Genomic DNA, 24,598 nt, shown 5'->3' on the forward strand with positions numbered 1-24,598 from the left:
CCCCGTGATCGGGGGCTTCGTTCTGCCCACGGCGTCCGATTTCCGACCGCTGCCGGCCGCCGTTCGCTCACGTTCGGTCACCATCGGTCCGCTCCCCTCCGCCCCGCCGTCGGCCCTTTCCGGCCGATCCACCGGCGCCGCACCCTACGGCCGACCGCTCCTCCGCAGGTACGATGCCTATCGGTGCGCCTTTTCGGACGGATGCTCTGCGCATCGAGTCAACTCCCGTCACCAGCACAGCGGTTCGGCGCAGTGTTCAGCGCAATGGTTCGGCGCAGTGGTTCGGTGCAGTGGTTCAGCGCAGACGCCGGCGGGCACCAAGTCCGGCGGTACGCAAACGGGGGCACGGTTTGTGGGGGACCTGATGGACTTCGACGCGGTGGGCTCACCCGCCCCGGCCGACCTCGCCTGGCTGCGGGGCGTCGACGCCTACACGATGGGCGCCTATCCGCAGGCGGAGGAGGAGTTCCGCACGGCGGTCCGGATGGACCCCGGGATGGCCGACGGCTGGCTCGGCCTGCACGCGCTGCGCATCGACACGACGACCGCGCTGCTGCGGATGTTCCAGCACCGGGACCGCTTCGGCGAACAGCGCACCCGGCACGCGCGCGCCCTCAACTCCTGGTACTGGCTGGGCTGGTGGGTGCAGCCCGTCCTGGAGAGCACCCGCGACCTGCTGCTCGCGCACGCCTCGCACTGGCTCGACGGCCGCCATGTCCCCGAACTCGACCGGGCGTTGGCGGGCCTGCCGCCGGTCGACGCCGACCCACAGGTGCGCTTCCTGCACGCCTGCCGCTCCTATCTGGTCAAGGACTGGGAACAGTTGGTGCGGCACACCGACCCGCTGATCGACGACCCGATGCTGGGCATCGAGGCGGGGCTCTTCGGCGGCATGGCACGGGTGCGCCTGGAGACGTACGGCCAGGCCGAGCCGCTGCTGTCCGCCGCCCTGATGCGCTGCCGCAGCGAACAGCCCCAGCGCAAGGAGCTGCGCTACTGGCTGGCCCGCGCGCACGAGGGCACCGGACGCTCGGCCGCCGCCCTGCCGCTGTACCGCGCGGTGCACCGGGTCGACGCCTCCTTCATGGACACCTCGGCACGGCTCGCGGCGATCGCCGAGGGCGACGGGTACGACGAGGCGGCCGACCTCGCCGCCGCGATCAGTCTGACCGGGGCCGGCCAGGACCTGCTCGACGGCCCCGACGGCATCGACACGCTGTTCGGCACCGAGGGGCGTGACGTGAAGGTCACCGGCCCCGACCTGCCGTCGACGCCCACCGGTCCTGGCGGCACCGGCTCCCCCGGCGCCCCTGGTTCCACCGGTCCCTCCGGATCCGGCCCCGCCGAGACGGACGCCGTACGCGAGAAGGCGATCATCCCGATCAGGCCGGGCCCCGTGCAGCTGCCGCCGGGCCCCACCGACCCCGCGCTCCTGGAGGCCGCGCTCTCCGAGCTGGAGGGCATGGTCGGCATGGAACCGGTGAAACGCCAGGTCAAGGCGCTCTCCGCACAGCTGAACATGGCGCGCCTGCGGGCCGCGCAGGGTCTGCCCGTACAACCGCCGAAACGGCACTTCGTCTTCTCCGGCCCCTCGGGCACCGGCAAGACCACCGTCGCCCGCATCCTGGGCCGGGTCTTCTACGCGCTCGGCCTGCTCGGCGGCGACCACCTGGTGGAGGCCCAACGCGCCGACCTGGTCGGCGAGTACCTCGGCCAGACCGCCGTGAAGGCCAACGAACTGATCGACTCGGCCATCGGCGGCGTCCTCTTCGTCGACGAGGCCTACTCGCTCTCCAACTCCGGGTACGGCAAGGGCGACGCGTACGGCGACGAGGCCCTGCAGGTCCTCCTCAAGCGCGCCGAGGACAACCGCGACCACCTCGTCGTGATCCTCGCCGGCTACCCCGAGGGCATGGACCGGCTGCTCGCCGCCAACCCCGGGCTCTCCTCGCGCTTCACGACCCGCGTCGACTTCCCCTCGTACCGCCCGCTCGAACTCACCGCCATCGGCGAGGTGCTGGCCGCCGACAACGGCGACGTGTGGGACGAGGAGGCGCTCGAGGAGCTGCGCTCCATCAGCGGGCACGTCGTCGACCAGGCCTGGATCGACGAGCTCGGCAACGGCCGCTTCCTGCGCACGCTGTACGAGAAGAGCTGCGCCTACCGGGACCTGCGGCTCTCCGGCTATCCCGGCGAGCCCGGCCGCGACGACCTGTCGACCCTGCGGCTGCCCGACCTGATGCAGGCGTACGGCGAAGTGCTCTCCGGCCGGGGCCCGCAGGACGCCCCGGGGGTCTGACACCCCCGGGGCTCCCGCGGACCGGCGCGGCCGCGCGGATCAGCGTGCGGGACCGGCCGCGAGCGCGACGTCCCTGCTCTCCTCCGGCGGCGTCCGCTGCACCGTGACCCGGTGCGCCGGGTCGCGCACCTCGCCGACCAGGAGCTCCAGGACATCCTCCAGGGCGACCAGGCCGAGCACCTTGCCCGACGCGTCGGCGACCTGCGCCAGATGGGTCGCGGCGCGCCGCATCACCGTCAGGGCGTCGTCCAGCGGCAGCTCGGCCCGCAGCGTGGTCATCGGCCGCCACACCTGCTGCGGCACGGCGCGGTCGGTGTCCTCCAGGTCCAGGACGTCCTTGACGTGGAGGTAGCCCATGAAGGCGCCGTTCTCCGCGCTGACCGGGAAGCGGGAGTAGCCGGTGCGGCCGGTGAGCTCGACGACCCGGGCCGGGGTGACCGAGGGGCCCACGGTCACCAGGGAGGCCCGGTCGAGCAGGACGTCGGTGACCGGGCGCGAGCCCAGTTCCAGGGCGTCCTCCAGGCGCTCCTGCTCGACCGGGTCGAGCAGGCCGGCCTGACCGGAGTCCTCGACGAGACGGCCCAGCTGCACGCTGGTGAACACCGCCTCGACCTCGTCCTTGGGCTCCACCCGGAACAGCCGCAGGACGAGCCGGGCACACGCCCCGAGCGCCACGGTCACCGGACGGCACAGCCGCGCGAAGGCGACGAGACCCGGGCTGAACCAGAGGGCGGTCTTCTCGGGGGCCGCCATCGCGAGGTTCTTCGGGACCATCTCGCCGATCACGAGGTGGAGCGAGACCACGGAGGCGAGCGCGATCACATAGCCGAGCGGATGGATCATGCCCTCGGGCAGCCGCGCCGCCTCGAAGACCGGCTCCAGGAGGTGGGCGACGGTCGGCTCGGCGACGGCGCCGAGCGTCAACGAGCAGACGGTGATGCCGAACTGGGCGGCGGCCATCATCTGCGGCAGGTGTTCCAGGCCGTACAGGACCTGGCGGGACCGCTTGGTGCCGAGCGGCTCGATCTGGCTGCGGCGCACCGACACGAGCGCGAACTCGGCGCCCACGAAGAAGCCGTTGGCGAGCACGAGCAGGACGGCGAAGAGGAGTTGCAGCAGAGTCATCGCAGCGCCTCCGCACCGGCCGGGGCGGTCACGCCGGTTTCCTGGAGGCGGACGAGCCGCACCCGCTCCGCGCGGTAGTGCCCGACCTGGCGCACCGAGAGCCGCCAGCCCGGGAGTTCGGTCCGGTCGCCGGGGGCCGGGATGCGGCCGAGCAGATCGGCGACGAGGCCGGCCACGGTCTCGTACGGGCCCTCGGGCGCGTCGAGTCCGATCCGCCGCAGCGTGTCGACCCGGCAGCTGCCGTCGGCGTCCCACGCGGACGCGCCGTCCTCGGCGGGCGCCGCGCAGAGCTCGGGCAGATCGAGCCCGTCGTGCTCGTCGCGTACCTCGCCGACGAGTTCCTCGACGATGTCCTCCAGGGTGACGACGCCCGCCGTGCCGCCGTACTCGTCGACGACGACGGCGATCGGCTGCTCGCTGCGCAGCCGCTCCAGGAGGGGCTGCACGGGCAGGGTCTCCGGGACGAGCAGCGGAGAGCGCGCGATGCGCCGCACGGGTGTCCTGAGCCGCTCGTGGGCGGCGACCGCGAGGGCGTCCTTGAGGTGCACCATGCCGTCGACCTCGTCGATGGACTCGGCGTAGACGGGGAAGCGGGACAGCCCGGTGGCGCGGGTCAGGTTCACCACGTCCTCGGCGGTCGCCGAGGACGCCAGGGCACTGACCTTCACGCGCGGCGTCATGACGTGCTGCGCGGTCAGCTCGCCGAGCGAGAGGGTGCGCACGAACAGGTCGGCGGTGTCCTGCTCCAGGGCACCGGCCCGGGCCGAGTGCCGGGCCAGGGAGACCAGTTCGCCCGGGGTGCGGGCGGAGTCGAGCTCCTCGGCGGGTTCGACGCCGAGGGCGCGCACCAGCCGGTTGGCCACAGTGTTCAGGAGCGAGATCACCGGCCGGAAGAGCCGCGCGAAGGCGTGCTGCGGTCCCGCGACGAACCGCGCGACCTGCAAGGGCCTCGACACCGCCCAGTTCTTGGGCACGAGCTCGCCGACCACCATCTGCACGGCGGAGGCGAGCAGCATGCCGACGACCACGGAGACACCGCCGACACCGCCCTCGGGGACGCCGGCCGCCGTGAACGGGCCCGCGAGCAGCTGCGCGAGGGCCGGTTCGGCGAGCATGCCGACGACGAGCGAGGTGATGGTGATGCCGAGCTGGGTGCCGGAGAGCTGGAAGGACAGCTCCTTGAGGGCGCTGACGACCGTACGGGCCCGTCGGTCGCCGTCGGCCGCGGCCTTCTCCGCGTCCGGCCGCTCGACGGTGACGAGGCCGAACTCGGCCGCCACGAAGAAGCCGTTGGCGAGAATCAGCAGGAATGCCGCCCCGAGAAGCAGCAGGGGCACTGTCATGCCGCCGCCTCCCCGGTCGTGCCGGTCCCGTGGTGTCGGGAGGGGGCGGCGCAGGTACTACAGGACGATCCGTCCATCGCCGGAGGGAGTCACTCCTCGGATAGCAGGGGCCCCTGGGAGCCGGGCGGGCCCGTCAGGGGCGGGGCGGCGCACCGTGCGCTGCCCCGTCACCAGATTAATCAAGACCGGGCGCGGAACGTCCAGGCCCTAGTTCTCGCGAGCCGTACGGGCGTCCGCGAGCGCGCGCAGGGCACGGGCGTCGGCGATCGCCTGCTGCTTGGCGATGCCGGGCTGGATGCCGAGAGCAGGGAGGCTGGTGCCGTCGCTGAGGTTCAGGAAGACCCAGGGGTCGCCGGGGCGGAGGTTGACCTGGACGATCTCGGCCCACTCCAGGCGGCGGCTCGTCGCGATGTTGACGACGGTCACGCCGGACTCGTCGGCGACCACCTTGGGCCTGCTGAGCAGCGCAAGGACGGCGAAGAGCAGGGCGCCGGTGAAGACGAAGCTGGCCCGCTCCCCCGGGCTGAGCACGGGCAGCAGGAACGCGATCGCCGTGATCACCACGAAGATCGCCGCGCCCGCGGTGAGCAGGACGGCCCGGGTCCGCGTGGGCCGGAAGGTGACCGGCAGGGCGGGCGGGGCGGGGACGTCGGACATGAGGTGGGTGCTCCGGCCGGGTCAGAGGCGGCAGGCGTGGATGGCCGTGGTCAGGATGGCCCGGGCGCCGAGGGCGTACAGGTCGTCCATGACGCGCTGGGCCTCCTTGGCGGGGACCATGGAGCGCACGGCGACCCAGCCCTCGTTGTGCAGCGGGGAGATCGTCGGCGACTCCAGGCCGGGGGTGAGCGCGACGGCCCGCTCCAAGTGCTCGGCGCGACAGTCGTAGTCCATCATCACGTACGACCTGGCGACCAGGACGCCCTGCAGGCGGCGCAGGAACTGCTGCACCTTCGGCTCGTCGCCGTCCGCGCCGGTGCGCCGGATGACGACCGCCTCGGACTTCATGATCGGCTCGCCGAAGACCTCCAGGCCCGCGTTGCGCAGCGACGTGCCGGTCTCCACGACGTCCGCGATGACCTGGGCGACGCCCAGCTCGATGGCGGTCTCCACGGCGCCGTCCAGGTGGACGACGGCGGCGTCGACGCCCTGCTCGGCGAGGTGCTTGGCGACGATGCCCTCGTAGGACGTCGCGACGGTCTTGCCGGACAGGTCCTTGATGGAGTTCGCGGTGCCCGGCTTCGCGGCGAAGCGGAAGGTGGAGCGGGCGAAGCCGAGGGGCAGGATCGTCTCGGCGTCGGCGCCGGAGTCGATCAGCAGGTCCTGGCCGGTGATGCCGATGTCGAGGCGGCCGGTCGCGACGTAGATCGCGATGTCCTTGGGCCGCAGGTAGAAGAACTCGACCTCGTTCTCGGGGTCGACGAGGACGAGTTCCTTGGACTCCTTGCGCTGCTGGTATCCGGCCTCATGGAGCATCGCCGACGCAGGTCCGGACAGTGAACCCTTGTTGGGGACGGCGATGCGCAGCATGAGGCGGGATTCCTTTGCGTGAAGGGTGGGTTGAACGTGGCGGGGGACGGTACGGCTCAGAGGTGGGCGTAGACGTCGTCGAGGGAGATGCCGCGGGCGACCATCATCACCTGCACGTGGTACAGGAGCTGCGAGATCTCCTCGGCGGCGGCTTCCTTGCCCTCGTACTCGGCGGCCATCCAGACCTCGGCGGCCTCCTCGACGACCTTCTTGCCGATGGCATGGACGCCCTTGTCGACCAGCTCGGCGGTACGGGAGGTCGCGGGGTCGCCGTTGACGGCCTTGTGCCGGAGCTCGGAGAAGAGCTCCTCGAAAGTCTTCTTGGACATGATGGTCGCCACTCTACGCGGCCGGACGGTCCCCCTCAGCGCCAGGGTTCGGAGACGGTGCGCAGCGTGGTGGCGGTGGCCACGGCCGCGGTGACGGCCTCGTGGCCCTTGTCCTCGCGCGATCCCTCGATGCCCGCACGGTCCAGGGCCTGGTCCTCGGTGTCGCAGGTCAGCACGCCGAAGCCGATGGGGACGCCGGTGTCGACGGAGACCTGGGTGAGGCCCTGGGTGACGCCCTGGCACACGTACTCGAAGTGCGGGGTGCCGCCGCGGATGACGACGCCGAGCGCGACGATCGCGTCGTAGCCGCGGCCCGCGAGGACCTTGGCGACGACGGGCAGCTCGAAGCTGCCGGGCACGCGCAGGACGGTCGGCTCGCTGATGCCCAGTTCGGTCAGGGCGCGCAAGGCCCCGTCGACGAGCCCGTCCATGACCTTCTCGTGCCACTGCGCGGCGATCACCGCGACCCGGAGGTCGCCGCAGTTCTTGACGCTCAGTTCGGGTGCACCCTTGCCGCTCACGTGCTTCTCCTTCAGATCCTCTGACCGTGTTCGGTGTTACTGGTTGCCGCAGGCGGACACCTCGGGGGTGTCCAGCCAGGGCAGGTCGTGCCCCATCCGGTCCCGCTTGGTGCGCAGGTACCGAAGATTGTGTTCGCCGGCCTCGACGGGCATGGGCTCGCGCCCGGTGACCTTCAGGCCGTGCCGCAGGACCGCGTCGGTCTTGTCGGGGTTGTTGGTCATCAGCCGTACGCCGCGTACCCCGAGGTCGCGCAGGATCTGCGCGCCCGCGCCGTAGTCCCGGGAGTCGGCGGGCAGGCCGAGCTCCAGGTTGGCGTCGAGGGTGTCGCTGCCGCGCTCCTGGAGCTCGTACGCGCGCAGCTTGGAGAGCAGGCCGATGCCGCGTCCCTCGTGGCCGCGCAGGTAGACCACGACGCCGCGCCCCTCGGCGGTGATGCGCCGCATGGACGCCTCCAGCTGCGGGCCGCAGTCGCAGCGCAGCGAGTGGAAGACGTCACCGGTCAGGCACTCGGAGTGCAGCCGGGCCAGGACGTCCTCGCCGTCGCCGATGTCGCCGTGGACGAGGGCGACGTGCTCGACGCCGTCGACGGTGGAGCGGTAGCCGTACGCGGTGAAGTCGCCGAAGGCGGTCGGCAGGCGGACCTCGGCCTCGCGGCGGACGGTGGGCTCGGCGGAGCGGCGGTAGGCGATCAGGTCCTCGATGGAGATGATCGTCAGGCCGTGTTTGCGGGCGAAGGGGATCAGCTCGGGCAGGCGGAGCATCTTCCCGTCCTCGCCCGCGATCTCCACGATGGCCCCGGCGGGGCGCAGCCCGGCGAGCCGGGCGAGGTCGACGGCGGCCTCGGTGTGGCCGTTGCGCACCAGGACGCCGCCGGGCTTGGCGCGCAGCGGGAAGACGTGGCCGGGGCGCACGAAGTCGTCCGCGACGGCCTCGCCCGAGGCCAGCAGGCGCAGGGTGGTGGCGCGGTCGGCGGCGGAGATGCCGGTGCTCACGCCGTGCGCGCCGGAGGCGTCGACGGAGACGGTGAAGGCCGTGCTCATCGACTCGGTGTTGTGCTCGACCATCTGCGGGAGGCGGAGCCGGTCGAGTTCGAGGGGCTCCATCGGCGCGCAGATCAGGCCACGGCACTCGCTCATCATGAACGCGACGATCTCGGGGGTGGCCTTCTCGGCGGCGACGACGAGGTCGCCCTCGTTCTCGCGGTCCTCGTCGTCGACGACCACGACGGGGCGGCCCGCCGCGATGTCGGCGACGGCCTTCTCGACCGGGTCGAGGGAGAGGTCTTCGGGGCCTTCGGTGCTGTACCAGATCGGTGCCGCGCTCATGCCGGGGCTCCTTCCATGACGGGGCGGGAGGCCGCCGCGCGGGAGCGCAGCCACCAGTCGCGCAGGCCCCAGAGGACGAGGGCGAGATAGACGACGTACACGAGTCCGGAGAAGGCGAGACCGCTGTCGAAGGCGAGCGGTACGCCGACCACGTCGACGAGCAGCCAGGCGAACCAGAACTCGACGAGCCCGCGGGCCTGGGCGACCATCGCGGCGAGCGTGCCGACGAAGATGTAGGCGTCCGGCCAGGGGTTCCAGGAGAGCGAGGGGACGGCGCTGAACAGCGCGCCGACCGCGAGGGTGCCCACGGCGGTGGCGCCGAGCAGCAGTCCGCGCTCCTTCCAGGTGGCGAACCGGATGGCGATGGAGCCGTCCTGCGCCTGCTGCCTGCCGCGGGTCCACTGCCGCCAGCCCCACACCGCCACGCCGATGACGAGCAGCTGCTTGCCGACGCCGCCGGACAGCTGCGCGGAGGCGTACGCGGCGACGAGGATGACGCCGGAGAGGAACTGGGCGGGCCAGGTCCATATGGAGCGCCGCCAGCCGAGCGCGAGGGCGAGCAGACCGACGGTGTTGCCGATCATGTCGGACCAGAGGATGTGCTGGTCGAAGGCGGTGAAGGCCTCGGCGTTGAGCCAGTTCACTGGGTGACCTCCCGGGCCGGGACCTGCGCGCGGTCGCCGAGCAGGCGCTCGACGTACTTGGCGATGACGTCGACCTCGAGGTTGACCGGGTCGCCGGGCTGCTTGATGCCGAGCGTGGTCAGCGCGAGGGTCGTGGGGATCAGGCTGATGGTGAAGAAGTCGGGTCCTGCGTCGACGACGGTGAGACTGACGCCGTCCACGGTGATGGAGCCCTTCTCGACGACGTAGCGGGACAGCCCGGCGGGGAGCGAGATCTTGACGATCTCCCAGTTCTCGGAGGGCTTGCGCTCGACGATCTCGCCGGTCCCATCCACGTGGCCCTGCACGATGTGGCCGCCGAGGCGGGCGCCGACGGCGGTGGGGCGCTCCAGGTTGACGCGCGAGCCGACGGCGAGCGCGCCGAGGCTGGAGCGGTTCAGGGTCTCCGCCATCACGTCGGCGGTGAACTCCTCGCCCTCGTGCTCCACGACCGTCAGACAGACGCCGTTGACGGCGATGGAGTCGCCGTGCCGCGCGCCCTCGGTCACCACGGGGCCGCGCAGCCGGAAGCGGGAGGCGTCGGGGAGGTTCTCGACGGCGGTGATCTCGCCCAGCTCTTCGACGATTCCGGTGAACACGTCAGTGCTCCTTCGCTACGAGGGTCGCGGTGATGCGCAGGTCGGGGCCGATGCGGACGGTCTCGCGCACGTCGAGCCGCAACGCATCGGTGATGGTCGTGATTCCGCCGCCGGTCAGGGCGGCGGGGCCCGCGCCGAGCAGGGCGGGGGCGAGGTAGCCGACGACGCGGTCGACGGCGCCGGCGGCGACGAAGGCACCGGCGAGCGTCGGACCGCCTTCGAGGAGGACGGAGCGCACGCCGCGCGCCTGGAGCGCGGCGAGGAGGGCCCGCACGTCCAACCCGCCCTCGGCGCGCGGCAGCCGGACGGTCTCCACGCCTTCGTACGCGGGCGTCACGTCGTCGGCGACGGCGATCAGCGTGGGCGCGGCGCCGTCCAGGACGCGGGCGCCGGGCGCGACGGCGGTGCCGCTGGTGTCGACGACGACCCGCAGCGGCTGGACGACGGCTGTTTCGGCGCCGTCGACACCGCGCACGGCGAGGTGCGGGTCGTCGGCGCGCTGGGTGCCGGAGCCGACGACGACGGCGTCGCACTCGGCGCGCAGCCGGTGCACGTCGGCGCGGGCCTCGGCGGAGGTGATCCAGCGGCTGGTGCCGTCGGCGGCGGCGGTGCGGCCGTCGAGCGTGGCGGCGTACTTCCAGGTGACGTGGGGGCGGCCGAGCCGTACGGAGGTCAGCCAGGCGGCGTTGCCCTCGGCGGCCGCCTCCTCCAGGAGCCCCTGTTCCACGGCGATCCCGGCCGCGCGCAGGGTCTGCGCGCCACCGGTGGCGGTGGGGTTGGGGTCGGCGACCGCGTAGACGACGCGGGCGATCCCGGCGTCGATGAGGGCCTGCGCGCAGGGGCCGGTGCGGCCGGTGTGGTTGCAGGGTTCGAGGGTGACGAGGGCGGTGCCGCCGCGGGCCCGCTCACCGGCGGCGCGCAGGGCGTTCACTTCGGCGTGCGGGCCGCCCGCGCGCTGGTGCCAGCCCTCGCCCACGGGTTCGCCCGCTGCGTCGAGGACGACGCAGCCGACGACGGGGTTGGGGCTGGTGGAGCCGAGTCCGTGCGCGGCGAGCGTGACGGCACGCTGCATCGCGGCTGCTTCGGCTGCGGCGGTGGCCACCGGGTCCTCCTGCCTCTTCGGGCACGGACTCCGGGGCCTGTCGATGACGACAGAACGAACGGACGACGACATCGGCTGCGACGCCTGCGCCGGATCGACACCTGTTCCCGGAAATCCCGGGAACCGTCCCCGGGAATGCCAGGAACGAGTCATGACGGCAGCGCGCAAAGATGCCCGCCCGCCGCGCACTGCCTCCCATCCGGACTTTCACCGTCGGTCCAGGAATTTCACCTGGTCAACCGGCCGCTGGAGGCGGCCGGGTCGCGGACTGTAACCGCCGGTTCGGAATTACACCGACCCCGGAGTGCGCTGCTTCTGGTACGAGGCCAGTGTGCCACGCCTGATCGGGGGCCATACGGGCGACCGGCTGTGGCCTGGCTCACAACTGCGCCCGTTCAACCATCACACGTCACGCGTTCAACCATCTCCGACCACATTGGTCCGGACCTATTGACGCACTGGTCTAGTCCTCTTAATCTCTGCGTCACCTCAGAGGAGCCGGAGCCGACGGTGTGCGCACACCGGGGCCCCAGAACGATTCACCTTGTCCCCGGTCGTGTTGTTCCGCCCCGTCCCGTGTTCCGCACCGCTCAGGAGGCCCGCCTTGCCGTCCCCCACCCGCGCGAGACCCACGCTGTTCGCCGCCGGCACCGCCGTCGCCGGGCTGCTGCTCGGCCTGGTCTCCGGCGGCGGCGTCTCGCACGCCGCCGCCGACGCGTCCTGCCGCCCCGACGGGCTCTATCAGACGCCCGGCGTCGACGTCCCCTACTGCTCCGTCTACGACAGCGACGGCCGCGAGAAGATGGGCGCCGACCACCAGCGGCGCGTCATCGGCTACTTCACCGGCTGGCGCACCGGCAAGAACGGCGAGCCCGCCTACCTCGCCCCGGACATCCCGTGGGACAAGGTCACCCACGTCAACTACGCCTTCGCGCACGTCGACAAGGACAACAAGGTCTCGGTCGGCGCCGACGGCGAGAAGAACGCCGCCACCGGGATGACCTGGCCGGGCGTCGCGGGCGCCGAGATGGATCCGGCGCTGCCCTACAAGGGCCACTTCAACCTGCTCAACAAGTTCAAGAAGCAGCACCCGAACGTCAAGACGCTGATCTCCGTGGGCGGTTGGGCCGAGACAGGCGGCTACTTCGACGACGACGGCAAGCGCGTGAACTCCGGCGGCTTCTACTCGATGGCCACCCACGCCGACGGCTCGGTGAACCAGGCGGGCATCGACACCTTCGCCGACTCCGCGGTCGCCTTCATCAAGAAGTACGGCTTCAACGGCGTCGACATCGACTACGAGTACCCGACCTCCATGAAGGACGCGGGCAACCCGCTCGACTACTCCCTCTCCAACGCCCGCCGGGCGGGCCTGGTCAAGGGCTACGCGGCGCTCATGAAGTCCCTGCGCCAGAAGCTCGACCGGGCGGGCGCGGCCGACGGCAAGCACTACATGCTGACCGTGGCGGCCCCCTCCTCCGGCTATCTGCTGCGCGGCATGGAGACCTTCCAGGTCCAGAAGTACCTGGACTACGTCAACATCATGTCGTACGACCTGCACGGCGCCTGGAACGAGTACGTGGGCCCCAACGCCTCGCTCTTCGACGACGGCAAGGACGCCGAGCTCGCCGCGGCGAACGTGTACGGCAGCCAGCAGTACGGCGGTATCGGATACCTCAACACCGACTGGGCCTACCACTACTTCCGCGGCTCGATGCCGGCCGGGCGCATCAACATCGGCCTGCCGTACTACACGCGGGGCTTCAAGAACGTGCAGGGCGGCACCGACGGGCTCTGGGGCAGGGCGCCCGCCACCAGTTGTCCGGCCGGATCCGGCCTGACCAAGTGCGGTGACGGCGCCGTCGGCATCGACAACCTCTGGCACGACAAGGACGACAACGGCAAGGAGTCCCCGGCGGGCTCCAACCCGATGTGGCACGCCAAGAACCTGGAGAAGGGCATCGTCGGCGACTACGTCACGAAGTACGGCTTCCCCGCCGACACCAAGCTGACCGGCACGTACGCCCGCAAGTACAGCTCCTCGCTGGTCGCGCCGTGGCTGTGGAACGCCGACAAGAAGGTCTTCCTCTCCACGGAGGACGAGGAGTCGGTGGCGAAGAAGGCCGACTACGTGGTCGACCGGGGCGTCGGCGGCACGATGATCTGGGAGATGGCCGGCGACTACCGGTGGAACGCCGGCAAGGGCCAGTACGAGATGGGCTCCACGCTCACCTCGCTGATGTACGACAAGTTCAAGTCCGCCAAGCCGTACGGCGCCAAGGTCGCCGACAAGGAGCTGCCCACCAAGGCGGTCGACATCGGCGTGGAGTTCGGCGACTTCAAGCTCGGCGACTCCAACTACCCGATCACGCCGAAGCTGAAGATCACCAACAACACGAAGACGGCGCTGCCAGGCGGCACCGAGTTCCAGTTCGACTACGCGACGACCGCCCCCGGCAACGCCTCCGACCAGTCCGGCTTCGGCACGAAGGTGATCAGCAGCGACCACACCGGCAGCAACGCCGGCGGGCTCAAGGGCGACTTCCACCGGGTCTCGCTGAAGCTGCCCGCCTGGCAGTCCCTCGCCCCCGGCGCCTCCGTGGACCTCTCCTTCAACTACTACCTGCCGGTGTCCACGCCGTGGAACTGGACGGTCTCCATCGGCGGCACCACGTACGCGCTCGCCGGTGACCTGGCGCGCGGCACCACCCTCGTCGAGCCGGGCACCGGCACCGGCCCGACCGACCCGCCGGACCCGACCGACCCGCCCGGCCCCGGCACCTGCACCGCCCCCGCCTGGAGCGCGGCGTCGGAGTACGGCGGCACCGCCACCGTCTCCCACAAGGCGCACACCTGGAAGTCCAAGTGGTGGACGAAGGGCGACGAGCCGGGCACCGGTGGCAGCTGGGGGGTCTGGCAGGATCTCGGCGCCTGCTGAACGTCACGCGTGCTCACGCCCACGGGATTTGGCACCCTGAGGGCGTGAGCACCGCGACGGCACTGGCCGAGGAGTTCGAGACCCACCGCCCCCGGATGTTCGGCCTGGCCTACCGGATACTGGGCTCCGCGCAGGAGGCGGAGGACGCCGTGCAGGACGCGTATCTGCGCTGGAACGCGACGCGGCGCGAGGACATCGCGCTGCCCTCCGCCTGGCTGGCCAAGACCGTCACCAACCTCTGCCTGACCCGGCTGACCTCGGCCCGCGCCCGGCGCGAGCAGTACGTGGGGACCTGGCTGCCGGAACCGGTGATCACCTCCGGCGGCACGCTCGGGCCGCTGGAGTCGGCCGAGCAGCGGGACGCCGTGTCGATGGCCCTGCTCGTCCTCCTGGAGCGCCTCACCCCCAAGGAGCGCGCGGTGTACGTGCTGCGGGAGGCCTTCGCGTACAGCCACCGGGACATCGCGGGCGTCCTCGGCACGACCGAGGCCAACTGCCGCCAGCTGTACCGCAGGGCGGCCCGCGCGGTCACCGAGGCGCGGCCCCGCTTCGAGCCGGGGCACGAGCTGCGCCGGCGGTTCGTCGAGTCGTTCATCGCCGCGGCCCGCGAGGGGGACGTGGCGCGTCTGGAGCGGATACTGGCCACGGACGTCACGTGGTGGGGCGACGGCGGCGGCAAGGCGGCCGCGACCCGCACGCCGATCCTCGGCCGGGAGAACGTGCTGCGGTTCCTGCTCGGCGTCATGGGCAAGGTCAAGGCCGCGTCGGACATCTCGTACGCCGAGGTCAACGGCGCGCCCGCGCTGGTGCTGCGCGCGGCGGGGCGGATTACGGCCATCGCCGCGTTCGAGGGCGGCGACGAGCGGGTGACCGGGGTACGTTCGGTCGTGAACCCGGACAAGCTGGTGTTCGTGGAGCGTCAGTTGGCCCGCGCCGACGGCGCCCCGCACGGCGAAGGAGCTTTGTGATGAGCACGATCCTGGTGACCGGCGGCACCGGCACCCTCGGCCGTCTCGTGACCGGACGGCTGCGGGCGGACGGGCACGAGGTGCGGGTGCTCAGCCGGCACACCCAGCCCTACGCGGTCGACCTGCGCGACGGCGCGGGCCTGGACGCGGCGCTGACGGGCGTCGACGTGGTCGTGCACTGCGCGACCACCGTGCGCGGCGGTGACGAGCAGGCCGCCCGGAACCTGATCGCGGCGGCGCGCCGCGCCGGGGTGGCGCATCTGGTCTACATCTCGATCGTCGGCATCGACCGGGTGCCGCTCGGCTACTACAAGTCGAAGCTCGCCGTGGAGCGGCTGATCCAGGAGTCCGGGCTCGGCTGGACGGTGCTGCGGACCACGCAGTTCCACGATCTGGTCTTGCGGATCATGGAGGCCTCGGCGAAGCTGCCCGTCATGGTGCTGCCCGCCGGGGTCAGCGACCAGCCCATCGAGGTCGCCGAAGTGGCGGCCCGGCTTGCGGAGTTGGCCGGCGCGGAGCCGGCCGGCCGGGTCGACGACATGGGCGGGCCGGAGGTCCGCACCTTCCCCGACCTGGCCCGCGCCTATCTGCGGGCGAGCGGCAAGCGGCGCCGGCTGCTGCCGGTGCGGCTGGCGGGCGCCACCTACCGCGCGGCGCGGGCGGGCGGCCATCTGGCACCGGACCGGGCCGTGGGCAAGGGCACCTTCGAGGAGTACCTGGCGGTGCGGTCGGGCGCACGACGCTAGGCGGACGGTGGGCGCCCGGTCTCGAAGACAGGCGCTCAGCGCCCCGGGCGCGGCCCGAAGACGTCGTCCTGCGCCGCGTCCCGTGCGGCGAGCAGCGCGCCCCGCAGCACCGCGGCGCCACCGAGGGTGCCGGCGCGCACCTCGGTGTGCAGGGGCGACATGGCGGTGACGCGGTCCGCGACCCGGTCGGCGAGCGCGGCGCCGCCCGCCCGGCCCACCTCGCCGCCCAGGACGACACAGCCGGGGTCGAGGATCGAGGACACCGCGGCCGCGCCGACCGCGACCCGGTCCGCGACGGCGTCCAGGAAGCCGCTCTCGTCGCTCTCCACCGCGTACCGCAGCAGCTCGGCGGCGGTCATGTCGGGCTTCAACAGGCCGTGTTCCGCGCCGAGTTCGCGGAGCGCGGCGGCGCAGGCCAGCGAGTGGAAGCCGCCCTCGCAGCCGGTGGCGGACGGCAGGGATGCGGTGCCGGGCACCGGCAGGAAGCCGATCTCGCCGGCGCCCCCGGAGGCACCACGGCGCAGCACGCCGTCGAGGACGACGGCCGCGCCCACGCCGTCGCCGAGCCAGAGCAGCACGAAGGTGTCCCGGTCGTGCGCGGCACCGTCGCGCCGCTCGGCGCGGGCCGCGAGGTTGGTCTCGTTCTCCACCAGGACGCGTGCGCCGAGCCGTTCCTGGAGGGCGCCGGAGAGGCGGCGGTGCCAGGCGGGCAGCGCGGACGTGTCGTGCAGGTCGCCGGTGGCGGGGTCGATGAGGCCGGGGGCGCCGATGCCGACGGTGTGCAGCCGCTGGACGCCGCCCTCGCGGGCCGCGCGCTCGACGAGGGCGACGGCGCGCTCGACGGCGGGCCCGGTGCCGGTGTCGCCGCCGATGGGGGCGGAGGCCTCGGCGAGCACCGCGCCCAGCAGATCGGTCACGACGACGGAGACGCCATCGGTGCGCACGTCGAGGGCGGCGAGGTGGGCGCGGTCGGCGACTATGCCGTAGAGCCGGGCGTTCGGGCCGCGCCGCCGGGCGCCCGCCTCCCCGACGACCGTGATGAGTCCGGAGCCCTGGAGCCGCTCGACGAGGTCGGCGACCGAGGGCCGGGACAGGCCGGTGAGCTGCTTCAACTCGTTCGCCGTCAGGGGGCCCTCGCTCTGCAGGAGGCCCAGCGCGAGCCGGTCGTTGATGGCCCGGGCGGTACTCGGCGAGGCAGGCGAGACAGGCATGGCCGGATCCTCCCACAGAAACCTTCTATTTATCAGGCAGGGTTCCTGATAGTTTACGTCGCCGAAGCGGGCAGCACTCGGGAGGGCGGGCACATGAGTGAAGTGGTCTACGACAAACACCGGTTGGGGCGGGCCCGGATGGCCGTCGCGGCCGTGTTCTGCGTGCACGGCGCGGTCACCGGCTCCTTCGCGACCCGGGTGCCCTGGATCCAGGAACACGCCTCGGTCGGCGCGGGCACGCTCGGTCTCGCCCTCGCCTTCCCGGCGATCGGCGCCTCCCTCGCCATGCCGCTGGCGAGCCGGATCGGCCACCGCTTCGGCGCCCGCAACGCGCTGCGCGTGCTGCTCGCGCTGTGGACCACGGCCCTGATCCTGCCCTCGCTCGCGCCCAACCTGCTCACGCTCTGCCTGGCCCTCTTCGTGTACGGCGCGGCCTCGGGCATGTCGGACGTGACGATGAACGCGATCGGCGTCGAGACCGAGACGCTGATGCGGAAATCGATCATGTCGGGCCTGCACGGCATGTGGAGCGTCGGCGCCCTGATCGGCTCCGCGGCCGGCACCGTCGCCGCGCACCTGGGCTCCGACGCCCGGCTGCACCACGTACTGGCCGCCGTCGCGCTGACCGCCCTCGGCCTCGTCGCCTGTCAGCAGGTCCTCGATCTGCAGGCGGAGCCCGAGGAGGAGGCGCCGCCGCGGTTCTCGCTGCCGCCCAAGGCGGCGCTGCTGATCGGCGCGGTCGGCTTCTGCGCGGTCTTCGCGGAGGGCGCGAGCCTGGACTGGTCGGCGGTCTATCTGCGGGACGTGCTCGACACGTCGGCCGGTGCCGCCGCCGCGTGCACCACCGGGTTCACGCTCACCATGGCCGTGGCGCGCCTCGCCGGCGACGCCGTGGTGAACCGGTTCGGCGCGGTGCGCACGGTGCGGGCCGGCGGGGCGCTCGCGGTCCTCGGCGGCCTCCTCGTGGTGTTCGCGACCCACCCGGTGATGGCGATGGCCGGCTTCGCGCTCCTCGGTCTCGGCATCGCGGTCGTGGTGCCGCTCGCCTTCGCCGCGGCCGGGCGCAGCGGGCCCAACCCGAGCCAGGCCATCGCAGGCGTCGCCACCATCACGTACACCTCGGGTCTGATCGCCCCGTCCGCGATCGGCACGCTGGCGGACGCGACGAGCCTGGTGGTCTCCTTCGGCCTGGTGACGCTGCTCGCCTGCGGTCTGACCGTCTTCGCGGGCGTGCTGCGCACGGACGGCCGCACGGCCGCGCAGGCCAGTCCCGCGGACACGGCGGCGCCCGGCCCGCGGACCTGACGCCGCGCGGGAGCGAAGCCGCACGGGAGCGAAGCCGTACTCACGTCGCATTAACATGGCGTCGATCATTTCGGGCCATCCAGCCATGCGGCGCGGCCCGGCTCGGCGCACAGAAAGCGACACTCACCATGGATCTCGGCGTGCGCTGGAAACTGCACGGCGACGGGCGTACCCCAGCCCCGGGCGCCGTCGTCCGCCCCGACGAGCGGCTCTCCTGGCCCCGCACCTTCGGGCTCGGCGCGCAGCACGTGGTCGCGATGTTCGGCGCATCGTTCGTGGCCCCCGTACTGATGGGCCTCGACCCGAATCTGGCCATCATGATGTCGGGCGTCGCGACCGTCATCTTCCTGCTCGCCACCCGTGGCCGGGTACCCAGCTACCTGGGCTGCTCGCTCTCCTTCGTGGGCGTCGCCGCGGTCATCCGCGCGCAGGGCGGCTCCAGCGCGACGGTGACCGGCGCGGTCCTCGTGGTCGGGGCCGCGCTCTTCCTGGTCGGTCTCGCGGTGCAGAAGTTCGGGGCGCGGATCATCCACGCCGCGATGCCTCCGATCGTGACCGGCGCGGTCGTCATGCTGATCGGCTTCAACCTCGCGCCGGTGACGGCGTCGACGTACTGGCCGCAGGACCAGTGGACGGCGCTCCTGGTGATGCTCTTCACCGGTCTGGCCGTGGTGTGTCTGCGCGGCTTCTGGTCGCGCGTCGCGATCTTCCTCGGGCTGATCTTCGGCTACGGGATCTCGTGGCTCCTCGACCAGGTCTTCGGAAAGATCCACTCGGCGGACGCCTCGGGCAAGGTCGTCGACCACTGGCGGCTTGACCTGTCCGCCGTCGGCAAGGCCGACTGGATCGGCCTGCCCTCCTTCCACGCGCCGAGCTTCGAGTGGTCGGCGATCCTCGTGGCGCTGCCCGTCGTCATCGCGCTGGTCGCGGAGAACGCGGGTCATGTGAAGGCCGTCGGCGAGATGACCGGCGACAACCTCGACGACAAGCTCGGCACGGCGATCTCCGCCGACGGCGCCGCGTCCATGCTCTCCACCGCGGTCGGCGGCCCGCCCAACACCACGTACTCCGAGAACATCGGCGTGATGGCCGCGACCCGGGTCTACTCCACGGCCGCCTACTGGGCCGCGGCCTGCTTCGCCCTGCTCTTCGGGCTCTGCCCCAAGTTCGGCGCGGTCGTCGCCGCGATCCCGGGCGGCGTGCTCGGCGGCATCACCGTCATCCTGTACGGCATGATCGGCCTGCTCGGCGCCCAGATCTGGATCAACGCCAAGGTCGACCTGCGCAATCCGCTCAACCTGGTTCCGGCCGCCGCGGGCATCATCATCGGCGTCGGCGGCGTCTCCCTGAAGATCAGCGACAACTTCGAGCTGAGCGGCATCGCGCTCGGCACGATCGTCGTCATCACCGGCTACCACGTGCTGCGGGCCTTCGCCCCGGCGCACCTCAAGTCCCAGGAACCGCTGCTGGATTCGGGCACGTCGGCGTACGACGACGAGAGCGCCGCCCGCAAGGAGCGCTGAATTCGCTGGACGTGGTGCGCGCCCGCTGCCTAAGGTGCGCATCATGTCCAGCCCCGAGTCCGACAGACTCCCGCCACCGGTCGTCCGGTGGCTTCTCGTGCGCTCGCGCTGACGTTCCCGCCGCCGCTCTGCGGCCGTCCGCGACCCCGGCACCGTCACCACCGGACCACCGCACCGTGTCCCGATCCCTTGATCCACACCATGGTTGCGGAGTTCCGCTGTGCCCGTTGTCCTCCATCTGCTCGCCCTTGCCGTGTTCGCGCAAGGCACCTCCGAGTTCATGCTGTCCGGCCTGGTCCCGGACATCGCGCGCGACCTCGGCGTGTCCATCCCCACCGCCGGCCACCTGACCTCGGCGTTCGCCGTCGGCATGGTCGTCGGCGCGCCCCTGATGGCCACCGTGAGCCGCCGCTTCGCCCGCCGGAGCGCCCTGCTCGCCTTCCTCACCGTCTTCCTGCTCGCGCACGTCGTCGGCGCGCTCACCACGAGCTTCGCGGTACTGCTCGCCGCTCGGATCGCCGGCGCCCTCGCCAACGCGGGGTTCCTCGCCGTCGCCCTGGTCACGGCCACCGACCTGGTGGCGCCCGACGCCAAGGGCCGCGCCACGTCCACGCTCCTCGGCGGCGTGACCGTCGCCTGTGTCGCGGGGGTGCCCGCGGGGGCGCTGCTCGGCGAGGTGTGGGGCTGGCGCTCCGCGTTCTGGGCCGTCGCCCTGATCTCGCTGCCCGCCGTGTTCGCCGTCGCCCGCGCGGTGCCCGCCGGACGCCCGGACCCCGCGGGATCCGGCGTGCTCGGTGAGCTGCGGGCACTGCGCTCCCCGCGCCTCTCGGTGACGCTGCTGCTCGGCGCGCTGGTGAACGGCGCCACGTTCTGCTCGTTCACCTATCTGGCGCCCCTGGTCACCGACGTCACCGGGCTCGGCTCGGCGTGGGTGCCCGCAGTGCTCGCCCTGTTCGGCCTCGGCTCCTTCGTGGGCGTCACCGCGAGCGGCCGCGTCGCCGACGCGCGGCCCGTACCGCTCCTGGTCGCCGGGTCGCTCGCGCTGCTCACCGGCTGGGCCCTGTTCGCGCTGGCCGCCGCCCACCCGGTGGCGGCGCTCGTCCTGGTCCCGGTCCAGGGCGCGCTGTCCTTCGGCGTCGGCTCCACGCTCATCTCGCAGGCGCTGTACGCGGCGGCCGAGGCGCCCCACCTGTCCGGCGCCTTCGCCACGGCCGCCTTCAACGTGGGCGGCGCGGTGGGTCCGTGGCTCGGCGGCCTGGCGATCTCGGCGGGGCTCGGCTACCGCTCGCCGCTCTGGCTCAGCGCGCTCCTCGTGGCCCTCGCCCTGATCACCGGGGCGGTCGCGACGGCCCTGCGCAGCCGGTCCGCTGTCCGCGACATCGCCGGGCGTTCCCTCGTTTCGGGGAAGCGCCCGGTGCGCTGACGTCCCGCCGGGCCCGGGGCTGGGACCCTGCCCCCATGGCGCAGTTGGAGCGGTTCGCGGAGTGGGGGACCCCCTCGTACGGGGTCGACGGCGTGGTGGCACGGATGCGGGCGCTCGGCGACGACTGGCCGCCGCGGGACGGGGTGGCCGTCTTCAACCGCGTCTACCTCGCGGTGACCGAGGAGGTCGCCCGGCACCTGGGGCACGGCGTGTTCGCCGACGCGCGCTCGGCGGTGACCCTGGACGTCTGCTTCGCCGAGCGCTATTTCGCCGCCGTCGACGCGGCGGCCGACGGGCGCCGCCCGCCGGCCTGCTGGCGCCCGCTGTTCCAGTACCGCCGCCATCCCGGCGTCCGCCCCCTGCAGTTCGCGCTCGCGGGCATCAACGCGCACATCGGGCACGATCTGGCGCTGGCGCTCGTGGACGCCTGCCGGTCGCTCGGCTGCGAACCGGCCGACCTGGAGGACGAGTTCGACCGCGTGGGCGACGTCCTCGTGGCCCTGGAGGAGCGCATCCGCGAAGAGCTGATGCCCGGCCCCGATCTCCTCCAGGTCGGCGACCCGCTGACGCATCTGGCCGGTTCGTGGAGCCTGGAGCGCGCCAGGGACGGCGCGTGGGCCTCCGCGCGGGCGCTGTGGGCGCTGCGCGATCTGCCGAGTGTCGCAGCGGAGTTCGGGGAGCGGCTCGACGGGGCGGTGGGTCTGGTGGGGCGGATCCTGCTGACGCCGCTGCCGGACTGACGGGGGCCTCGGCAGATCCGGGGGAGCCGTTTCGGCCAGGCCCGTGCCGGTTTCCGGGTAACTCCCGTGCGGTGGTTGTACGTTGAAGCGCACGATCGTTGTACGTGGAACGCACCGTCCCCGACGCGAAGGAGCACCGGCATGACGATCCGACTCGGACTGAGTCTCCCGCAGGGCAGGCAGTACGACATCGGCCGTGACGTCCCCGCGGTGGCCCGGGCCGCCGAGGACATCGGCTACGACAGCCTGTGGGTCTTCGAGCGGATCCTCTACCCCGAGCCCGCCACCCAGGGGCTGTACGGGATCCCGGGCCTCCCCTGGCCCGACAGCTACCGCTCGGTCGCCGATCCGCTGATCACCCTGACGCTCGCCGCCGCGGCCACCGAACGCGCCCGCATCGGCACCAGCGTGCTCGTCGCGCCGCTGCACGTGCCCTTCCAACTCGCCCGCTCGCTGGCCACGTTGGACGCGGCGAGCGGCGGCCGGGTGGTCGCGGGGCTCGGCACGGGCTGGTCCCACGACGAGTACGCGGCGGCCTCGGTCGCCCCGTTCGAGCGGCGCGGCAAGGTCCTGGACGAGCTGATCGACGTGTGCCACGCGGTGTGGGGCCCGGACCCGGTGGCGTACGAAGGGGAGCTGACCACCATCGCGCCCTCCGAGGTCGGCCCCAAACCGGCCCGGCCCATCCCGATCCTGCTGCCCGCGAACAGCCCGCGCGCCCTGCGCAGGCTGGTGGACCGCGCCGACGGCTGGATGCCGGTGGGCACGGGCGCGGAACAGCTGGCTGAGCAGGCGCAGCACATCAAGGAACTGGCCGCCGAGCGAGGCCGCACGAGGCCGGTCCAGAGCGTCATGCGGGCCAACGCCCGGTACACACCGACCGCGTACGAGGGCGACCCGCGCGCCCCCTTCCGGGGCAACGTCGCCCAGATCGTCGAGGACCTCGAAGCACACGCCTCCACGGGTGCCGTGGACGAGATCCTCGTCGAACTGGCGGGCAGCACGAGGGACGCGGCGGAGCTGACGGACGTGGCGGCGGAGGTGTACGAGACGGCGAGGGCGGCGGGGGTGTAGGACCTGGGGCCGCCCCGCAGGGGCAGGCCTCAGGGGCGCGGGGAACTGCGCGACCAGCCACAACGGCCCGACAGTCCCCCACGCACCGCACCCGAAACGGCGCCGTCAGTCCTCGGGCAACTCGACGGGAGCAATCTCGTCGTACACATCCCCGGGCCCGGGGTTGCTCGCATCGGTCGCACCCCCGAAGTGGTGCATGACGCCCCACACCGCGTTCAGCGCGGTCTGCACCGCGCCCTCGGCCCATCCCGCCGTCCAGGAGATGTCGTCCCCGGCGAGGAAGATCCCCCGCTTGTCCGCCGGCAGGCGATCCTGCATGAAGTGGGTGAACAGCCGCCGCTGGTAGCGGTAGTGGCCCGGCAGGTTCGCCTTGAAGGCGCCCATGAAGTACGGCTCGTTCTCCCACGACACCGTCACCGGGTTGCCGATGATGTGCTTCCTGATGTCGACCTTCGGGTAGATCTCGCCGAGCGACTTGAGCATGACCTCCATACGCTCGTTCGCCGACAGCGGCAGCCACTTCAGGCTGTCGTCGCACCAGGTGTAGGAGAGGCAGATGACGGCGGGCTTGTCCGGTCCGTCGTCTAGCAGGTAAGTCCCGCGCGTCATACGGTCGGTGAGCGTCATCGACATGACGTCACGGCCGGTCTCCTCGTCCTTGTCCAGCCAGAAGGGCCTGTCGACCGGCACGAAGAGCTTGGAGGACTCCATGTAGTGGGTCCGCTCCATCGCCGTCCAGTGGTCGATGGGGAAGAGCGTGTCGTCACAGGCGATCTTGGAGAGCAGCATCCAGGACTGGGCGGTGAAGATCGCCGCCTGGTAGGTGCGGATGTCGCCCGAGGAGTCCGTGACGGTGACGCGGTTGCCCGCGGTGCGGTCGAGGCGGGTCACGGCGGGCTTCGGCACGCCGCCCTCGTGCAGCGAGCTCAGGGACGTACCGGGCGCCCAGTGCACGATCTTCTCCGGCTCGCGGTCCCACATCCGAAGCGGCAGCTGCTGGCTGCCGCCGACGATGCCGCGGTGGTGGTCGTCGGCCTCGGTGTAGACGACGCGCAGGATCTCCAGGATGGAGTTCGGGAAGTCGGTGTCCCAGCCGCCGGTGCCGAAGCCGACCTGCCCGAAGATCTCGCGGTGGCGGAAGGACTTGAACGCCGCGGAGTCGCAGAGGAAGCCGTAGAAGGTCTGGTTGTCGAGCTTCTCGACGAGCCGGGACCAGATCTCGCGGATCTTGGGCACATCGCGCTCGCGCAGGGCGCGGTTCATGTCGGAGAAGTCCGCGCCCTCCTCCAGGCAGTCGCCCCACGCCTTCGCCACGTCGCGGTAGACCTGCGGCAGGTCGGCGACGGTCTCGGCGTAGTGCGACTCACCCTTGAGGTCGACGACCGTGGAGGGGGTCGACTCGGCGAGCGGGTTGGGGAACGGCTGGGTCTTCAGGCCCACCAGGTCGATGTAGTGCTGCAGGGCCGTGGAGGACGGCGGGAAGCGCATCGCGCCCATCTCGGCGGTGAGGGCTCCTTCTTCACCAGGGGTGGAGCAGCCCTCGAAGCCGACCGTCCGCAGCCGGCCGCCGATCTGGTCGGCCTCGTAGACGACGGGCTTGAGGCCCATCTTCATCAGTTCGTACGCGGCGACGATGCCGGAGAGACCGCCGCCGATGACGGCGACCTCGGTGCCGTGCTCGGTCGCGGGTATCTGGCCGAGGCCCGCGGGGTGCGCGAGGAAGTCGTCGTACGCGTAGGGGAAGTCCGGCCCGAACATGGTGATCGGCGGCTGCGCGTCGGTGTGCTGGACGGCGGTGGGCACCGTGGACGTCATGGGGTACGGACTCCTTGCACGG

The 24,598-nt window shown here is 72.1% G+C and carries 21 protein-coding genes and 1 riboswitch; of the genes, 9 read left to right on the top strand and 12 right to left on the bottom strand.

The window, feature by feature from the left end; genetic code table 11:
- Nucleotides 1-364 precede the first annotated feature (364 nt).
- On the top strand, nucleotides 365-2,299 hold the full coding sequence (locus ACZ6CV_RS30030; RefSeq protein ID WP_469254075.1) for an AAA family ATPase: 1,935 nt from the start codon (nucleotides 365-367) through the stop codon (nucleotides 2,297-2,299).
- Nucleotides 2,300-2,338: 39 nt separating this feature from the next.
- Here ACZ6CV_RS30030 and ACZ6CV_RS30035 read toward each other — a convergent pair whose 3' ends face one another.
- From ACZ6CV_RS30035 to ribD, 10 genes are all read right to left on the bottom strand, one after another.
- Nucleotides 2,339-3,424, bottom strand: a complete 1,086-nt coding sequence (locus tag ACZ6CV_RS30035; RefSeq protein ID WP_469254077.1) for a hemolysin family protein — start codon at nucleotides 3,422-3,424, stop codon at nucleotides 2,339-2,341.
- A complete protein-coding gene (locus ACZ6CV_RS30040) occupies nucleotides 3,421-4,767 on the bottom strand; it encodes a hemolysin family protein (RefSeq protein ID WP_469254079.1) in 1,347 nt (448 codons plus the stop codon). The genes ACZ6CV_RS30035 and ACZ6CV_RS30040 overlap by 4 nt, the downstream gene beginning before the upstream one ends.
- A 207-nt stretch (nucleotides 4,768-4,974) precedes the next feature.
- Nucleotides 4,975-5,424, bottom strand: coding sequence for a PH domain-containing protein (locus tag ACZ6CV_RS30045; protein ID WP_469254081.1), 450 nt, complete (start codon nucleotides 5,422-5,424; stop codon nucleotides 4,975-4,977).
- Nucleotides 5,425-5,445: 21 nt separating this feature from the next.
- Nucleotides 5,446-6,294: an ATP phosphoribosyltransferase gene (gene hisG, locus ACZ6CV_RS30050; RefSeq protein WP_469254082.1), complete on the bottom strand. Its 849-nt coding sequence runs from the start codon at nucleotides 6,292-6,294 to the stop codon at nucleotides 5,446-5,448.
- A 56-nt stretch (nucleotides 6,295-6,350) separates the two neighbouring features.
- Nucleotides 6,351-6,623 (bottom strand): phosphoribosyl-ATP diphosphatase, encoded by a 273-nt coding sequence (locus tag ACZ6CV_RS30055; protein ID WP_355819390.1) that lies wholly within the window; start codon nucleotides 6,621-6,623, stop codon nucleotides 6,351-6,353.
- Nucleotides 6,624-6,658: 35 nt separating this feature from the next.
- Nucleotides 6,659-7,144 carry a 6,7-dimethyl-8-ribityllumazine synthase gene (gene ribH / locus ACZ6CV_RS30060; protein ID WP_355819387.1) on the bottom strand — a complete coding sequence of 162 codons (486 nt, stop codon included), beginning with the start codon at nucleotides 7,142-7,144 and terminating at the stop codon, nucleotides 6,659-6,661.
- A gap of 36 nt (nucleotides 7,145-7,180) precedes the next feature.
- Nucleotides 7,181-8,470, bottom strand: a complete 1,290-nt coding sequence (locus ACZ6CV_RS30065) for a bifunctional 3,4-dihydroxy-2-butanone-4-phosphate synthase/GTP cyclohydrolase II (RefSeq protein ID WP_469254084.1) — start codon at nucleotides 8,468-8,470, stop codon at nucleotides 7,181-7,183.
- Nucleotides 8,467-9,054: a nicotinamide mononucleotide transporter family protein gene (locus tag ACZ6CV_RS30070; protein WP_362371961.1), complete on the bottom strand. Its 588-nt coding sequence runs from the start codon at nucleotides 9,052-9,054 to the stop codon at nucleotides 8,467-8,469. Before ACZ6CV_RS30070 ends, ACZ6CV_RS30065 begins: the two co-directional genes overlap by 4 nt.
- 56 nt (nucleotides 9,055-9,110) lie before the next feature.
- A complete protein-coding gene (locus tag ACZ6CV_RS30075) occupies nucleotides 9,111-9,731 on the bottom strand; it encodes a riboflavin synthase (protein WP_469254085.1) in 621 nt (206 codons plus the stop codon).
- Nucleotide 9,732: 1 nt separating this feature from the next.
- On the bottom strand, nucleotides 9,733-10,803 hold the full coding sequence (gene ribD / locus ACZ6CV_RS30080; protein WP_469254206.1) for a bifunctional diaminohydroxyphosphoribosylaminopyrimidine deaminase/5-amino-6-(5-phosphoribosylamino)uracil reductase RibD: 1,071 nt from the start codon (nucleotides 10,801-10,803) through the stop codon (nucleotides 9,733-9,735).
- 211 nt (nucleotides 10,804-11,014) lie between these two features.
- A riboswitch (FMN riboswitch) is annotated at nucleotides 11,015-11,145 on the bottom strand.
- Nucleotides 11,146-11,437: 292 nt separating this feature from the next.
- On the opposite strand from ribD, the gene ACZ6CV_RS30085 reads away from it, so the two are divergent.
- From ACZ6CV_RS30085 to ACZ6CV_RS30095, 3 genes are read left to right on the top strand one after another with little or no spacing between them, the layout of a single operon-like run.
- A complete protein-coding gene (locus ACZ6CV_RS30085; RefSeq protein WP_469254086.1) occupies nucleotides 11,438-13,771 on the top strand; it encodes a chitinase C-terminal domain-containing protein in 2,334 nt (777 codons plus the stop codon).
- Between the two features lie 44 nt (nucleotides 13,772-13,815).
- A complete protein-coding gene (locus ACZ6CV_RS30090) occupies nucleotides 13,816-14,739 on the top strand; it encodes an RNA polymerase sigma-70 factor (RefSeq protein ID WP_469254088.1) in 924 nt (307 codons plus the stop codon).
- Nucleotides 14,739-15,485: an SDR family oxidoreductase gene (locus tag ACZ6CV_RS30095; protein ID WP_469254089.1), complete on the top strand. Its 747-nt coding sequence runs from the start codon at nucleotides 14,739-14,741 to the stop codon at nucleotides 15,483-15,485. Before ACZ6CV_RS30090 ends, ACZ6CV_RS30095 begins: the two co-directional genes overlap by 1 nt.
- A gap of 35 nt (nucleotides 15,486-15,520) precedes the next feature.
- Here the strand turns inward: ACZ6CV_RS30095 and ACZ6CV_RS30100 are convergent, their stop codons facing one another.
- Complete coding sequence (locus tag ACZ6CV_RS30100) at nucleotides 15,521-16,696, bottom strand: ROK family transcriptional regulator (RefSeq protein WP_469254091.1); 1,176 nt, start codon at nucleotides 16,694-16,696, stop codon at nucleotides 15,521-15,523.
- Between the two features lie 93 nt (nucleotides 16,697-16,789).
- On the opposite strand from ACZ6CV_RS30100, the gene ACZ6CV_RS30105 reads away from it, so the two are divergent.
- The 5 genes from ACZ6CV_RS30105 to ACZ6CV_RS30125 all read left to right on the top strand — a co-directional run bounded on the left by ACZ6CV_RS30105 (nucleotide 16,790) and on the right by ACZ6CV_RS30125 (nucleotide 22,761).
- The gene (locus ACZ6CV_RS30105; RefSeq protein WP_469254093.1) at nucleotides 16,790-18,001 is read left to right on the top strand and encodes an MFS transporter; all 1,212 of its coding nucleotides are present in this window, start codon (nucleotides 16,790-16,792) and stop codon (nucleotides 17,999-18,001) included.
- Between the two features lie 128 nt (nucleotides 18,002-18,129).
- Complete coding sequence (locus ACZ6CV_RS30110) at nucleotides 18,130-19,524, top strand: uracil-xanthine permease family protein (protein ID WP_469254095.1); 1,395 nt, start codon at nucleotides 18,130-18,132, stop codon at nucleotides 19,522-19,524.
- A gap of 220 nt (nucleotides 19,525-19,744) precedes the next feature.
- Complete coding sequence (locus tag ACZ6CV_RS30115) at nucleotides 19,745-20,947, top strand: Cmx/CmrA family chloramphenicol efflux MFS transporter (protein WP_469254097.1); 1,203 nt, start codon at nucleotides 19,745-19,747, stop codon at nucleotides 20,945-20,947.
- Between the two features lie 35 nt (nucleotides 20,948-20,982).
- Complete coding sequence (locus ACZ6CV_RS30120) at nucleotides 20,983-21,687, top strand: DUF5995 family protein (protein ID WP_469254099.1); 705 nt, start codon at nucleotides 20,983-20,985, stop codon at nucleotides 21,685-21,687.
- Nucleotides 21,688-21,828: 141 nt separating this feature from the next.
- Nucleotides 21,829-22,761, top strand: coding sequence for an LLM class F420-dependent oxidoreductase (locus tag ACZ6CV_RS30125; RefSeq protein ID WP_469254100.1), 933 nt, complete (start codon nucleotides 21,829-21,831; stop codon nucleotides 22,759-22,761).
- A gap of 105 nt (nucleotides 22,762-22,866) precedes the next feature.
- Here ACZ6CV_RS30125 and ACZ6CV_RS30130 read toward each other — a convergent pair whose 3' ends face one another.
- A complete protein-coding gene (locus ACZ6CV_RS30130) occupies nucleotides 22,867-24,576 on the bottom strand; it encodes a flavin monoamine oxidase family protein (RefSeq protein WP_469254102.1) in 1,710 nt (569 codons plus the stop codon).
- Between the last annotated feature and the right edge of the window lie 22 nt (nucleotides 24,577-24,598).

It is taken from the genome of Streptomyces sp. NPDC041713 (genome assembly GCF_055591085.1).

What these genes read in the sequence shown, in the direction of transcription:
- ACZ6CV_RS30030 (WP_469254075.1), top strand. Translation starts at nt 365, where the DNA reads ATGGACTTCGACGCGGTGGGCTCACCCGCCCCGGCCGACCTCGCCTGG.
- ACZ6CV_RS30035 (WP_469254077.1), bottom strand. Translation starts at nt 3,424, where the DNA reads ATGACTCTGCTGCAACTCCTCTTCGCCGTCCTGCTCGTGCTCGCCAAC.
- ACZ6CV_RS30040 (WP_469254079.1), bottom strand. Translation starts at nt 4,767, where the DNA reads ATGACAGTGCCCCTGCTGCTTCTCGGGGCGGCATTCCTGCTGATTCTC.
- ACZ6CV_RS30045 (WP_469254081.1), bottom strand. Translation starts at nt 5,424, where the DNA reads ATGTCCGACGTCCCCGCCCCGCCCGCCCTGCCGGTCACCTTCCGGCCC.
- hisG (WP_469254082.1), bottom strand. Translation starts at nt 6,294, where the DNA reads ATGCTGCGCATCGCCGTCCCCAACAAGGGTTCACTGTCCGGACCTGCG.
- ACZ6CV_RS30055 (WP_355819390.1), bottom strand. Translation starts at nt 6,623, where the DNA reads ATGTCCAAGAAGACTTTCGAGGAGCTCTTCTCCGAGCTCCGGCACAAG.
- ACZ6CV_RS30065 (WP_469254084.1), bottom strand. Translation starts at nt 8,470, where the DNA reads ATGAGCGCGGCACCGATCTGGTACAGCACCGAAGGCCCCGAAGACCTC.
- ACZ6CV_RS30070 (WP_362371961.1), bottom strand. Translation starts at nt 9,054, where the DNA reads ATGATCGGCAACACCGTCGGTCTGCTCGCCCTCGCGCTCGGCTGGCGG.
- ribD (WP_469254206.1), bottom strand. Translation starts at nt 10,803, where the DNA reads ATGCAGCGTGCCGTCACGCTCGCCGCGCACGGACTCGGCTCCACCAGC.
- ACZ6CV_RS30095 (WP_469254089.1), top strand. Translation starts at nt 14,739, where the DNA reads ATGAGCACGATCCTGGTGACCGGCGGCACCGGCACCCTCGGCCGTCTC.
- ACZ6CV_RS30100 (WP_469254091.1), bottom strand. Translation starts at nt 16,696, where the DNA reads ATGCCTGTCTCGCCTGCCTCGCCGAGTACCGCCCGGGCCATCAACGAC.
- ACZ6CV_RS30105 (WP_469254093.1), top strand. Translation starts at nt 16,790, where the DNA reads ATGAGTGAAGTGGTCTACGACAAACACCGGTTGGGGCGGGCCCGGATG.
- ACZ6CV_RS30110 (WP_469254095.1), top strand. Translation starts at nt 18,130, where the DNA reads ATGGATCTCGGCGTGCGCTGGAAACTGCACGGCGACGGGCGTACCCCA.
- ACZ6CV_RS30120 (WP_469254099.1), top strand. Translation starts at nt 20,983, where the DNA reads ATGGCGCAGTTGGAGCGGTTCGCGGAGTGGGGGACCCCCTCGTACGGG.
- ACZ6CV_RS30125 (WP_469254100.1), top strand. Translation starts at nt 21,829, where the DNA reads ATGACGATCCGACTCGGACTGAGTCTCCCGCAGGGCAGGCAGTACGAC.
- ACZ6CV_RS30130 (WP_469254102.1), bottom strand. Translation starts at nt 24,576, where the DNA reads ATGACGTCCACGGTGCCCACCGCCGTCCAGCACACCGACGCGCAGCCG.